Consider the following 13,243-nt stretch of genomic DNA (forward strand, 5'->3'; position numbering starts at 1 on the left):
AAAACTACAGAAGACAACATTGACATGCAAGGAGGAGGTAATCATGTCGTCCCTTCCTTCCACCGTAGAGCCTTACTGGCGCGACTCCGTTTCGCTTCCGTCGTTTCCGAAACTCGATGCGGACATTTCCGTCGACGTCGCAGTCATCGGCGGCGGCATTTCCGGGATTACAACAGCGTATTTGCTGTCGGCGCAAGGGGCGCGCGTCGCCCTTCTGGAAGCCGACCGGCTCCTGAACGGCACGACCGGCCATACGACAGCGAAAATCACCGCCCAGCACGATCTCGTCTATGATGAATTTCTCAACCATTTCGGTGCAGAAAAGGCGCGGCTCTATTATGACGCCTGCATGGACGCACTCCAGTTTATCCGCCGCACGATCGAAGAACAACAAATAGACTGCGACTTTTGCGAGCAAGATGCCTATATTTATACGACGTCTTCCTCTTCTTTCCAAAAACTAGTGAAAGAATGGGAAGCGTACGAACGGCTCGGCATTGACGGCGCCTTCGTTGAGTCGATCCCGCTCCCGCTGCCGGTGGCGGCAGCGGTCGTGATGAAGAGGCAGGCGCAATTTCATCCGCTCAAATATTTGGCCAAGCTCGTCGATTCGATCACACAGGCTGGCAGCGCCATTTACGAACACACACCAGCAGCGGATATTGAACAAGGAAAAAGGATGACAGTCATTACGCGAGACAAAAAACGGGTTGAGTGCGACCATGTCGCCGTCTGTTCTCACTTTCCGTTTTACGACGGCGGGTTTTACTTTTCGCGCATGTACGCTGAACGGTCGTACGTATTGGGAGTGACGATCACTGAACCGTACCCGGGCGGCATGTATTTAAGCGCCGATGAACCGAAACGCTCGATCCGCTCCGCAGCGGCAGGCAGCGAGACGCTTATCCTGATTGGCGGCGAAAACCATAAAACCGGCCAAGGCGTGCCGACGATGCGTCATTACGAGGCGCTGTCCTCGTTCGCTTCGCAGCTGTTTACGGTGAACGACATCCGTTACCGTTGGTCCGCCCAAGATTTGACGACGCTGGACAACGTGCCGTACATCGGCCCGATGACGGCAGGGACGCCAAACATTTATGTCGCGACAGGGTACCGGAAGTGGGGGATGACGAACGGGACGGTCGCCGGGATGCTTTTGTCTGACCTCATCCTCGACCGCGACAACCGATACCGCGACTTGTACTCCCCGTCGCGCTTTTACGCTGATCCAAGCATGAAGCAGTTTTTCACGACAAACCTTGACGTCGCCAAACATTTGCTGGTGGGAAAGATCGAACCGGTTGTCCGCCGGCCGCAAGATTTGGCGCATGGCGAAGGGGCGGTTGTCTCGGTCAACGGAAAGCGGGCTGGCGCCTATAAGGACGAAGCCGGGGGGCTCCATGTCGTTGACACGACGTGCACTCATATGGGTTGCGAGCTGGAGTGGAACAGCGGCGACCGGACATGGGACTGCCCATGTCATGGCTCGCGCTTCTCGATCGATGGCGATGTTATCGAAGGACCGGCGAAACAGCCGCTCGCGCGCATTGAACTTGATGACGCGAAGTGACGCGCTGACGCAGGACGGCGGCGCGTGCAGAACATCGTCGCAGTCGGCATGTCGACCTTGAGTTCCAATGGGGGTTGGGAGCGTATGTTCCTAACCCCCTTATCGTTTTCATTTGCCGATGGCGCATTTCGTGATAAGATGAAAATTAGAGTGGACTGCATGTTGTATGATGTTTTCGGGAGGGATGACGCATGGACCTTGAACCGATTTTTCTCACCCCTGTCTTCCAAGAACGGATTTGGGGCGGCACGAAGCTCGCCGAACGATTCGGCTATGACATTCCGTCTTCGCAAACCGGGGAATGCTGGGCGGTGTCCGCCCATCCGCACGGGCAGACGGTCGTCGCCCGCGGACCGTTTGCCGGGATGACGCTCGGACAATTATGGGAGGAACGCCGCGATTTGTTCGGCCACTTCCCGTCTGACCGCTTCCCGCTGTTGACCAAAATTTTGGACGCCAATGCCGACTTGTCAGTCCAAGTCCACCCGGACGATGAATACGCCAAAACGCATGAAGGCGGAGAACTCGGCAAAACGGAGTGTTGGTACATCATCGACTGCAAGCCGGGCGCTAAGCTCATTTACGGCCATTATGCAGAAACGAAAGGAGAGCTGCGCGCGATGATGGAAGCGGGGGAATGGGATCGTTTACTTCGGAAAGTGCCGATCCGCCCGGGCGACTTCTTCTATGTCCCGAGCGGCACGATCCACGCCCTTTGCGAAGGAACGCTCGTCCTCGAGACGCAGCAAAGCTCAGATACAACCTACCGCGTCTACGATTACGATCGCGTCGACAGCCAAGGGCGGAAGCGCGAGCTTCATCTCGAGAAAGCGATTGACGTCACGACCGTCCCGCATCGCGACATCGATGTCCACCCCCATGTCGCCGAATTTCCCGGCGCGACGGTGACGACCTTCGTGGAAGGAGACTACTTCGGCGTCCAAAAATGGGACGTCCATGACGCGTTCGCGTCAGAACAGACGAAACCGTTTCTCATCGTCAGCATCCTAAAAGGCGAAGGTGAGCTCGTTCATCATGAGCGGATATACGCGATCCGCCAAGGCGACCACTTTATTTTGCCGCACCAATTTGGCCGGTTCACGATCCGTGGGATGCTTGAGGCGATCGCCTCATGGCCGCGGGCAGGCAAATAAACGACTGACTGCCTCAACCAATGGGTTGCAACATACAAAAAAGGTGTCCTCTTGCCTTTGGGACACCTTTTTCTATTGTCCACCCGAGAAGGGGACAGCTGAACAAAACATGCCGTTCAACAATAGGATTTCACCCATGAAGAAATCCCATCATCTTCCCCGCTTAGGAGGAAGATGTCCCTTTCATTTGACCGAGACGATACACAGAGGCAATATGCCGCGCCGTTTGTGTCACATAATGTTCTGCCTGCTCCAACGCTTTTTCAAGCGGCACGACGCCGGGCACGATCGTAAACAGCGCGTCGATGCCATGATCCAACACGACGGCGCTGTCGTCGCCCAACGACCCGGCGATGCCGATGACGGGGACGCCGAACTGTTTCGCTGTCTTGGCAACGCCGATCGGCGTTTTGCCGAACACCGTCTGTCCGTCAATCCGCCCTTCGCCGGTGATGACCAAGTCAGCGTCTTTGACGCGCTCCGCGAGCTGAACCGTCTCGATCACAATCTCCACGCCGCGCTTTAGCTCGGCCGGGAGAAACGCGAGCAGTCCCGCCCCCAACCCGCCGGCCGCACCCGCTCCCGGGATGTCGCCGACTTGTTTGCCGAGATCGCGTCGGATGACATCTGCGTAATGCGCCAAATTCCGGTCGAGAACGGCGACCATGTCCGGTGTCGCCCCCTTTTGCGGACCGAAAATGGCCGACGCTCCGTTCGGACCGGTAAGCGGGTTGTCGACGTCGCACGCCACGTCAATGCGGACTCCCCCAAGACGCGGGTCGAGACCGGAAAGGTCAATCGCATGCAAATCGGCCAGCGCGCCGCCGCCCGGACCGATGTCGCAGCCGTCTTCGTCCAAAAGCCTTCCCCCGAGCGCCTGCACCATGCCGGCCCCACCGTCGTTCGTCGCGCTGCCGCCAATGCCGATGATGAGGTGGGTGGCGCCGGCATCCAGCGCTGCAAGGATCAACTCCCCTGTCCCTCGCGTCGTCGTCACCAATGGGTTGCGCCGGTCGCGCGGGACAAGGTGCAGCCCTGAGGCGGCGGCCATCTCAATCACCGCCGTCTTCCCATCGCCAAGCAAACCAAAAAACGCCCGCACCGGCTCGCCGAGCGGCCCGGTCACTTCCGTTTCGACGATGCGACCGCCGGTCGCATCAACGAGCGACCGCACCGTCCCTTCCCCGCCGTCGGCCATCGGCACCTTAACGTATTCCGCCTCCGGAAACACCGTGCGAAACCCACGCTCGACCGCCTCGGCGACTTCGAGCGCAGAAAGGCTTTCTTTAAATGAATCAGGAGCAATAACGATTTTCATTCTTTTTCCCTCCTCATGTGTCAAATTTTGTGGAAAAAAAGCGAAAAACAATGCCATTTTGTCTATTTTCACAATTATGTATATAGTACTATAATAGATATAACCATATGTTCGTTTGTTCCAATTGGGAACATGTTGATTCTATAAAAAAGACGGTTTCCAAATTCACCGTTCGCCATCGTCTGCTATAATCCGTATTTTTGCTGAAAGCCACTGGCATGTGAGTAGTCTTCCTCTTTTTGGAATCACTTCATCAACGACGAAGTTGTCAGAGGTCAGATTTATAGGAGAGAGAGCCGAGATGTTACTCCGAGCACGACCGATTATTTTTGCTGTTTTTTCCGCGTCCATTGCTGTTGTGTTTGTGTCAAAGCCGCCTTTCTTCGATCGCACCTATGTCATCGCTTTGCTGTTTTATTGGCTGTTTTCCAGCTTGTATTCACACTTGCGCGTCATAGACAAAACGAAAAACAATATTCCCGTTGATTACGGCATTAACTACAGTTTATCCTTCTGCTTATTTGCCGGCCCGTTCGGGCTGTTTATCTTTGAAGCATTGTTTCGCTTGACTGAACATATAGCAAAAAAATATTTGAAAACAGCGGAACCCGATGAATGGCTGCACACATTGTACAACATTGGTTCATTTGTGACGTTCAATTCGCTCGCGTTTGCCTTATACGATCTCCTTGGTCCGCTGTTTCAGTCTATTCCGTTCATTGGCTTCTGGCTGCTTTTATTCCTGCTCGTCATCGTCGTTTCCTTTTTGACTGACTGTTGCCTGATCATCATTTTTTATATAACCGGCGACATTCAGACACAGCGCGAGGCGTTGGATTTTATTAAGACGAGAAGCTGGATGGACATGGGAAAAACGGCGCTGACAAACGGTCTGTTATTTCTCTTTTTGCAAGAACAGCGGTGGGATATGCTTTTGAGCTTATTTTTGCTGAATTACTTCGTCAGCCGCTCGTTTTTTTCCAAATCGCAAAGCATCCAGCATAAACTAGAACGCGACCACTTCGAAAAAATGGCCTACACCGACTTTTTGACCGGCATCCATAACCGCGCCTACATGGATCAAACGATCGCCAAGCTAAACGGATCCGGTGAATGGATTGGCGTCGTCGTCGCCGATATCGACAATTTTAAAACGATCAACGACACGTATAACCATGCCGTCGGCGACGAGGTGATCCGCCATTTCGCCTCAACCTTGAAACAGTTTCTCAAAGAGGGCGATTTTTTGTTCCGCAGCGGCGGTGAAGAATTTACGATGTTTTTGCGTAATCGCACGTTTGAAGAGAGCGTCCGGCTTGTCGAGGAGATTCGAGAAGCAGTGCGCCGCAGCACCGTGTTGGTCGATTATATGGCGGCGAAACGTCCCATTGCCTATACGTCGTCGTTCGGTCTTTACTTTTGTCAAGCAGAAGGAACGATGTCAATTGAAAAAGCGTACATTTATGCCGACCATTTATTGCTCCGTTCGAAAGAAAGCGGCAAAAATAAAGTATCAGCCCAATGCGGGGGAGTTGCATAAATTAGGCGGCTCTCCCTTGACTTTTCCTTAGCGCAACCTAAGGTGAAGCAGTTCAATTAGTAAATAAACGGAAATTTCCCTTACTTATGATACGGTTCCCCGCGGTTAATGCGAAACGCACGATAAATCTGCTCGAGCAAAATGAGGCGCATCAGCTGGTGTGGAAACGTCATTTTCGAAAACGACAGCGTCTCATCGGCGCGCGCCATCACTTGTTTGCTTAAGCCAAGCGAGCCGCCGATGACGAACACCACTTTGCTTTTGCCGTAGGTGGCGAGCTCATCGAGACGGGCGGCGAATTGCTCGGACGATTTCATCTTCCCTTCAATCGCGAGCGCGATGACGTGGGCGTCATGCGGAATTTTCGCCAGCAGCCGTCCTCCCTCGCGCTCTTTGATTTGTTCCTCCTCAAGTTCGCTCGCCCGCTCCGGCGTTTTTTCATCAGCGACTTCGATGATGTCGATTTTGGCGTATGCGGACAGACGCTTTGTATATTCATTAATTCCAGCGATTAAATATTTTTCCTTCAATTTACCCACAGCGACAATGGAAATATGCACAAACAACCCCTGCCTTATAAACAGCTTATCAACAAGATTTATCCACATATACACAACACATATCCACATGTTGTGAAAAAACTGTTATCCTCCTACGACATATACAGCTTGTTTCGAGCAAAAATAGCACTGTTTTTCGCTGTTGTCCACAGGCAGGAGATCCGGCGCCTGTTCCGTTTCATCTACATATTGATCAATGGCGATGTCGACATGTTCTTCACATGTGAATATCATCATTCTCGCCCCTTTCCTTGTGGAAAAAAGAAGGAGCGTTTCCGCTCCCTCCATCCGCTTTCGTTTAATACGACTCGCGCGCCAGCTTCATCGTGACCGTGCGTTTTTTCCCATCACGATAAAACGTGACTTCCATCCGGTCACCGATCGATTTTTTCGTATACAAATATTTGCGCAAATCAAGCACGTTGCGGATTTTTTCGCCGTCAAGCGCCACGATGACATCAAACTGTTTTAAGCCCGCCTGTGCGGCCGGCGACATCGGCACGACTTGAATGACCGCCGCTCCTTCCGTTACGTTCGGCGGCAAATGGAGCGTCGCCTGCAAATGGTACGATGGGATGTCGCTCAGCGAGCGAAGTTCAACGCCCATATACGGACGGCGCACTTGTCCGTATTTTTCCAAGTCCGAAATGATCGGAATGGCCGTGTTGATCGGGATCGCGAACCCGATGCCTTCAACCGCCTCTTGGGCGATTTTCATCGAGTTGATGCCGATGACTTGCCCTTTGATATTGACGAGAGCGCCGCCGCTGTTGCCCGGGTTGATCGCCGCATCTGTCTGCAATACTTCTGCATTCCAGTCTGGAGCGCCGTCTTGGTCCAAATCGACTTCGACCGTCCGGTTCGTTCCGGAAATAATGCCTTGTGTCACCGAGCCGGCAAACTGCAAGCCGAGCGGGTTGCCGATGGCAATGACCGGCTCGCCTGGCTTCACCGTATCGGAGTTGCCGAACTGGGCGACTTTTTTCACATGCTTCGCGTCAATTTCCAAGACGGCTAAATCCATAAGCACATCGCTGCCCAGCAACTTCGCCGGCACTCTCGTCCCATCTTTGAGGCTCACTTCGAGTTGACTGGCGTTTTCAACAACATGATGGTTCGTGACGATAAACGCCCGGCCTCCCGCTTTCTTGTAAATGACGCCCGATCCAACGCCAGCCTCGCCTCCTTGCGACCAGAAGCTGGCTTCTTGAATGTTGACAACGCCGACAACCGCATCCGACACTTGGTCGATCGCCTTTGTCACCGCCGTCGTCACATCAACGGAAACACTCTGCCGAATCGGTGGAGTTCCATTTTCCTCTGTTTTTGGCTCTTCCTCTGCTCTTTGATTCGGCACAACATCATACGGGAGGATATCCCAACGGGAAAGCGCCGGAATGGACATGAGGACGAGCAGCCCTCCTAACACGGCGCCGACAAGCGCGGAAACAAACGATCCGCTGCGCCGCTTCCTCCTCGTTTGTTCGTACGGCTCATAATGGTCGTCGTAGTATCCCATGCTCACCATCCTTTCCACATTCGTCTCCATCCCTCATTATAATCATGAACAGGAGAAAAAATCCAACAAATGCGTCTCCCTCAGTTTCGGCAAAACGGGCTTTATACATACGCCAGCGCTGTCGCCCGACGCGGATCGGTATCATACAAACGAAAGCGGGCGCCGACCGCTAAGCCTTTCTGTTCCAACACTTGCGTCACGGTCATGCGCGCCAGCTCTTTCATATTGTTATCTTGGCTCAAATGGGCCAAATAAATTTGCTTTGTCCGGTCGCCGATCACGTCAGCAAGCGCCAAACCCGCTTCCTCATTCGAAATATGGCCGACATCGCTTAAAATGCGGCGCTTGACGCTCCATGGATATCTCCCCATCCGCAGCATGCCGACGTCATGATTGCTTTCAAACACGAACACATCCGCGTTTTCAATCGTCTTTTTGATCCGCTCGCTCACGTAGCCGGTATCGGTGAGCAACGCAAGCTTTTTCCCTTCATAGTGGAAAACGTAAAACATCGGCTCGGCGGCGTCGTGAGAGACGCCGAACGATTCGACGTCAACATCGCCGAACGTCCTTACCGCGCCGAGCGGAAAGACAAATTTTTGCTCGGGCGGAATGTCGCCGACCGCTTGTTCCATCGCCCGCCACGTTTTTTCATTGGCATACACCGGCAGCCGATACTTGCGGGCAAGCACCCCGAGCCCTTTAATATGGTCGCTATGTTCATGGGTGACAAGCAGCGCATCAAGCTGCTTTGGATGGCGGCCGATCTCAGCAAACAACTCCTCAAGCTGCTTGCCGCTCAAACCGGCGTCAACAAGCAGGCGCTGGCGGTCTGTCTCAATGTAAAAGGCGTTGCCGGTGCTGCCGCTGGCCAGCACACTAAATCGCATCGTCATGTTCTTTCACTCCAGCACATTTCCTTGATCATTGATCACTTGCCCTTCAAACGCATTGACGAAATAGTCTTCCTTCCGATTGACAACGATATGCCAAGTTGGAGTCAACACTTGGGATGCAGTAAATTGAACAAGCCCGTAATAGCCAAGCTCCACTTTTGTGACGCGGTCGCCCGGCTGCAAATGCCCTTTTCGGTACAACGTCTCAATGGCTTTAATCGCCGGGACGATATCTTGCTTCCGCTCGTACTTTTCCAAGTCGCTGAGCATCGTCTGTTCATACGACAGCGCTTCCCGTCTCCCGTTGACATGGATGACGAGCTTGCTGTTTTCATTGCCGTAAATCATCTTACCGTCATACACTTGGTAGCAGGTCAAGATTCCTTGTTTTTCATCAAACGACCAAAAGGCATATTGCCCGCCGCCGATGATGTAGCGCTGCAAAAACTCACGCAACTGGTATGGATCGTCAATCGGCAGCGCAACCGGATCGATGAACGTCCCTTTGACTTTCGTTTCTCCTTCGATTTTCACTTTTTGCCCGGGCAGCTTTTTTACATCCGCCATGGTGAATGAGCGGCTTTTGCCGCTGACATACGCCGCTTTCGTCACTTCTTTAGGCAGATCCACATACGTAATGCCGTTCGCCTCAAGCTGCTCTTCAATCGTCGTTTCCAAAATGACATCGAGCTGGCTGCTGTTTCGTTTTTCCATAAACTGATAGCCTAAAAAGCAGTCGAGGATGAGGAACACGATAATAAAAATCGTCTTCGTTTTACTCCAATCCATTTGTTCCCCCTCCTCCCGCCTCATCGCCCATGTTTACCTTTTTCCACGTTTGTCCGTACAAGTAGAACCATGCCGGTTCAAGGCGGATGACTTTTTCCCGCTCGGGATCTTTGATGAGCTCATAGCCGATGGCGATATCTTTGATGAGCGATTTGCGAACGCCTTTCGTCTGTTCGAACCAGTTGACGACCTCATGGCCGGACGGCAGCGTTTTTGGTGTGCGGTTGCGATCCGCGATTTCAAGGCGGAAGAGCGGACGCTGGTATTTCATCAAATCGGACGCTCCCCACGTCTCCACGATTTCTGACATGCCGTATTCATTAAAGACTGGATAGCCGTTGACGACAAGCCGGAACGTGACTTTTCGATCCTCCTCGCTCCAGCGGGCGAAATGATACAGATCCGTCCAACCGCCATGCTCATTGACGAAATCAATGCTTTTTTGGATGATATGGGTTTCTTGCTCTGTTTGTCCCATATTCGAGACGCGCGCCGCTGGATTCACATACAGCAGCATCCGTTGAAGAAAATCGACGTCCATCAGCCGCGAACCGTCTGTATATTCTTCGCCAAACGGAATCAAATCTTTTTTGACAAAGCTTGGATCGCTAAAGAGCGCTTCTTTAAACTTGTCTGCGTCCAGCTCGTCGGTATAATATTGCAGACTGCTGAGCACCACTTCTTTTTCCGGCAAATACAACTGCTTCGTTTCGCTGACCGGATAAGCGAAATAACGCGGAAAATGGCTCGCTTCTTTCGCCAGCCGGCCGATCGCCGATAAGGAGGCATCGCTGGCAATCGCTTTGTAAATTTTGCGCTTGTCGGTCGCGATGAAGTAGATGGGGAACTCGTCCTTCCCGCCGAGCGGGACGAGCAGGCGGTCAAACGCCAAGCCGTCGAGCCCCCTGTCATCGATCGTGAAAATCAATCGGTATATGTCGATCGGCACCTCATCGGGGTAAATGATCTCAAGCCGCTCTTTGCCATTTAAAAACGATAAAAACTTCCCTTGCGGAACAGAAGACGAAACATCTTCGAAATCGTCAAGCGTCCATCTTCTCATTTCTTTCAGCACTTCATTTTTCTCTTCGTCTTTCGTCACAGCATAGGGGACGCCGTTTTTATGAATGAGAATCTGCTTTGGCTGCACGACCATCGCTGTATCCACTTGCGTATTGCTCACGGAGACGTGTTGAATGTATTCGTCGTTTTGCAACACGTCGTATTTCGGATGATATGTCCATAAGGCAAACGTTAAGGTAATGCTGATGAGCACAAGCAACGTCAACACGATGGTTTTGATCGTTTCATACATCGCACCAGTCATCCTTTTGCTCGCGTTCTAGCGGCAGCGTAAAATAAATCGTCGTTCCTTTATGCTCCTTGCTTTCTGCCCAAATCGTCCCGCCATGGGCAAGAACGACTTCTTTGGCAATGGCCAGCCCAAGCCCCGTACCGCCCAATTTGCGCGACCTGGCCTTGTCGACCCGGTAAAACCGTTCGAAAATTTTTGCCAAGTCGGCTTTCGGAATGCCGACTCCTTCGTCGCTGACGCTGACAATAATTTCATCAGAAAGTTTGCGGACGCGAAATGTAATCGTCCCGCCTTGCGGAGAGTATTTCAAAGCGTTCGAAATAATGTTGTCTAACACTTGCGTAATTTTATCTTCATCAACTTCAATAAAAATCGCCTCGCGCGGAATTTTGCGAACGAAACGGATGTTGTCGCTTTTCGTCAACTCAAATCGGTCAATGACTTTATGGAAATAGGCTGAAAAATTGATCCACGTTTTCTTCAGCTTGTAGTCTTTGCTGTCGAGCTTGGACAGATGGAGCAAGTCGTTGACGAGCCGAATCATCCGTTCCGTTTCATTTTGCACGACTTGAATGAACCTCGGCGCGATGTCTTTATCTTGCCAAGCGCCGTCAGCGAGCGCTTCTAAGTAGCTTTTCATCGTGGTGAGCGGCGTGCGCAATTCATGCGACACATTGGCGACAAACTGCCGCCGCTCGCGGTCGATTTTTTCCTGTTCGGTAATGTCGTGCAAAACGACGATCAACCCGTTGACAAATCCGCCCTCTTTTTGAATCACCGACAACGACGCGCGCAAAATATATAGTTCCTCATCCGTGCTGAAATCTAAAATGAGCGAATCGCGCTCCTCAAGCAGCGTTTCAAACGTATACTGGTCGGCAATGCCAAGCACGTCGACGATCGAACTCGACAGCACTGTTTCACGTGAAACATTCAAAATGTTTAACGCTGCATCGTTAATGAGAATGACGCGCCCGCGACGGTCGGTCGCAATGACGCCATCAGTCATATGCGTCAAGACGGACTCGAGCTTGCGCCGTTCCCCTTCCGTCGTCGCCTGCGCTTCCTGCAGTTTTTTGGTCAGGTTATTGAACGTCATCGCCAATTGGCCGATTTCATCATAGCCGTACACTTTGACCTTGCGTGAGAAATCTCCCCTCGTCATCGCCAGCGCTTGCCGGCGCATATCGGAAATCGGCCGGGTGATCGTGCGCGACAAAAAAATGCCGAGCACGGCGGTAATGGCGAGAGCGATCCCCGTCCCGGTCGCCAAAATCATATTGATTTGCCGCATTTGCGAAAAGACGTTTTCCATCGAGGCGATGACATAAATGACACCTTTGATTTCGCCGCTCGTTTTGATCGGAGTCGACGAAATGTACATGCGATGACCTGTTTTCGAATCGAGCAGCATCCGGTCGACGATTTCGCCGGTGACGAGGGAACGTTTTACATAAATCTCGGTCGTCCGCTTTCCGACGATGTTTTGCATATACGGATTGGATGTCGCAAGCACTTTCCCTTTCTCATCGATGACGCGCACTTCGGAAATGTCTTGGGAAACGAAATCATGAAGAAGCGAACGGATGTCTTCTTCCAATGTCGGGCTTTTTTCATCGCGCTCCCGATTCATCGCCTGCTCGACGTTATAGGCGAGCAAGGTCACCCGTTCGTTTAATGAGTTTTTAAAGTTCTGCACAAGCTCCGTTTCCAGCTTGCGAACGAAGTACACGCCGATGATTTGCATGGCGACGAGAATCAGTAATACATAAATGATGACAAACTTAAAATGAATCGAACGGAATGGACCTACTTTTTTCATGCTGGCTCATGACTCCTGTTCCGGATTGCGCAAGTAATAGCCGACTCCCCGTCTTGTGACGATCCAATTCGGGTGGGAAGGGTTGTCCTCAATTTTTTCACGCAGACGTCTTACCGTCACGTCCACGGTGCGCACATCGCCATAGTAATCGTAGCCCCAGACGGTTTGCAGCAAATGCTCGCGCGTCATCACTTGGCCGATATGCTTCGCTAAGTAATGAAGCAGTTCAAATTCGCGGTGGGTCAGTTCAATTGTTTCCCCCCGCTTTTGCACGACATACGCGTCCGGACGGATGACGAGCGGGCCAATGACGATTTCATTTGTTTCGTTTTCTCCTTCTTCTTGGTTGGCCGTTTGCGCATGGCGGCGCAAGTTTGCCTTCACCCGCGCCAGGAGCTCGCGCGTGCTGAACGGCTTTGTCACATAATCGTCCGCACCAAGCTCCAACCCAAGCACTTTATCAATCTCGGAATCTTTCGCTGTCAGCATAATGATCGGCATATCATACTTTTTCCGCACTTCACGGCATACTTCCATGCCATCTTTTAACGGCAACATAATATCCAATAAAATCAAGTCCGGCATCGTTTCTTCGACTTTTTGCAGCGCTTCTTCGCCGTCGTAGGCGCAAATGACTTCATATCCTTCTTTTTGCAAATTAAATTGCAAAATATCGGCAATCGGTTTTTCATCATCAACGACTAAAATGCGTTTTTCCATCTCGCTCACATCCTTCCTTTTGCGATGGAATCCTATCATT

12 protein-coding genes are annotated in these 13,243 nt (G+C 52.0%); 3 read left to right on the forward strand and 9 right to left on the reverse strand.

Annotated elements, in window-relative coordinates; all coding sequences use genetic code 11:
* Positions 1-43: 43 nt before the first annotated feature.
* Together GC56T3_RS17900 and manA are read left to right on the forward strand one after the other, a co-directional pair.
* The gene (locus tag GC56T3_RS17900) at positions 44-1,570 is read left to right on the forward strand and encodes an FAD-dependent oxidoreductase (protein WP_013146689.1); all 1,527 of its coding nucleotides are present in this window, start codon (positions 44-46) and stop codon (positions 1,568-1,570) included.
* A 191-nt stretch (positions 1,571-1,761) separates the two neighbouring features.
* A complete protein-coding gene (manA, locus tag GC56T3_RS17905) occupies positions 1,762-2,724 on the forward strand; it encodes a mannose-6-phosphate isomerase, class I (RefSeq protein ID WP_013146690.1) in 963 nt (320 codons plus the stop codon).
* A gap of 163 nt (positions 2,725-2,887) precedes the next feature.
* Here manA and GC56T3_RS17910 read toward each other — a convergent pair whose 3' ends face one another.
* Positions 2,888-4,042, reverse strand: coding sequence for a glycerate kinase (locus GC56T3_RS17910; RefSeq protein ID WP_013146691.1), 1,155 nt, complete (start codon positions 4,040-4,042; stop codon positions 2,888-2,890).
* 301 nt (positions 4,043-4,343) lie between these two features.
* Here GC56T3_RS17910 and GC56T3_RS17915 point away from each other — a divergent pair, with 301 nt between their 5' ends.
* Positions 4,344-5,582: a GGDEF domain-containing protein gene (locus tag GC56T3_RS17915; protein ID WP_013146692.1), complete on the forward strand. Its 1,239-nt coding sequence runs from the start codon at positions 4,344-4,346 to the stop codon at positions 5,580-5,582.
* An 80-nt stretch (positions 5,583-5,662) separates the two neighbouring features.
* On the opposite strand, the gene rlmH is transcribed toward GC56T3_RS17915, so the two are convergent.
* The 8 genes from rlmH to yycF all read right to left on the reverse strand — a co-directional run bounded on the left by rlmH (position 5,663) and on the right by yycF (position 13,203).
* The gene (gene rlmH, locus GC56T3_RS17920) at positions 5,663-6,142 is read right to left on the reverse strand and encodes a 23S rRNA (pseudouridine(1915)-N(3))-methyltransferase RlmH (protein WP_041468625.1); all 480 of its coding nucleotides are present in this window, start codon (positions 6,140-6,142) and stop codon (positions 5,663-5,665) included.
* 84 nt (positions 6,143-6,226) lie between these two features.
* Positions 6,227-6,379, reverse strand: a complete 153-nt coding sequence (locus GC56T3_RS19095) for a CxxH/CxxC protein (RefSeq protein ID WP_011232932.1) — start codon at positions 6,377-6,379, stop codon at positions 6,227-6,229.
* Positions 6,380-6,440: 61 nt separating this feature from the next.
* Complete coding sequence (locus tag GC56T3_RS17925) at positions 6,441-7,661, reverse strand: S1C family serine protease (protein WP_011232933.1); 1,221 nt, start codon at positions 7,659-7,661, stop codon at positions 6,441-6,443.
* A gap of 101 nt (positions 7,662-7,762) precedes the next feature.
* Positions 7,763-8,557: an MBL fold metallo-hydrolase gene (locus tag GC56T3_RS17930; protein ID WP_013146695.1), complete on the reverse strand. Its 795-nt coding sequence runs from the start codon at positions 8,555-8,557 to the stop codon at positions 7,763-7,765.
* A gap of 6 nt (positions 8,558-8,563) precedes the next feature.
* Complete coding sequence (locus GC56T3_RS17935) at positions 8,564-9,346, reverse strand: two-component system regulatory protein YycI (protein ID WP_013146696.1); 783 nt, start codon at positions 9,344-9,346, stop codon at positions 8,564-8,566.
* On the reverse strand, positions 9,333-10,661 hold the full coding sequence (locus GC56T3_RS17940; protein ID WP_011232936.1) for a YycH family regulatory protein: 1,329 nt from the start codon (positions 10,659-10,661) through the stop codon (positions 9,333-9,335). Before GC56T3_RS17940 ends, GC56T3_RS17935 begins: the two co-directional genes overlap by 14 nt.
* The gene (gene walK, locus GC56T3_RS17945) at positions 10,654-12,483 is read right to left on the reverse strand and encodes a cell wall metabolism sensor histidine kinase WalK (RefSeq protein WP_013146697.1); all 1,830 of its coding nucleotides are present in this window, start codon (positions 12,481-12,483) and stop codon (positions 10,654-10,656) included. The genes GC56T3_RS17940 and walK overlap by 8 nt, the downstream gene beginning before the upstream one ends.
* Before the next feature lie 6 nt (positions 12,484-12,489).
* Entirely contained in the window at positions 12,490-13,203 is a 714-nt protein-coding gene (gene yycF, locus GC56T3_RS17950) for a response regulator YycF (protein ID WP_011232938.1), read from the reverse strand.
* Positions 13,204-13,243: the final 40 nt, after the last annotated feature.

The sequence above is a fragment of the Geobacillus sp. C56-T3 genome, assembly GCF_000092445.1.
In the GTDB taxonomy this organism is placed as follows: domain Bacteria; phylum Bacillota; class Bacilli; order Bacillales; family Anoxybacillaceae; genus Geobacillus; species Geobacillus thermoleovorans.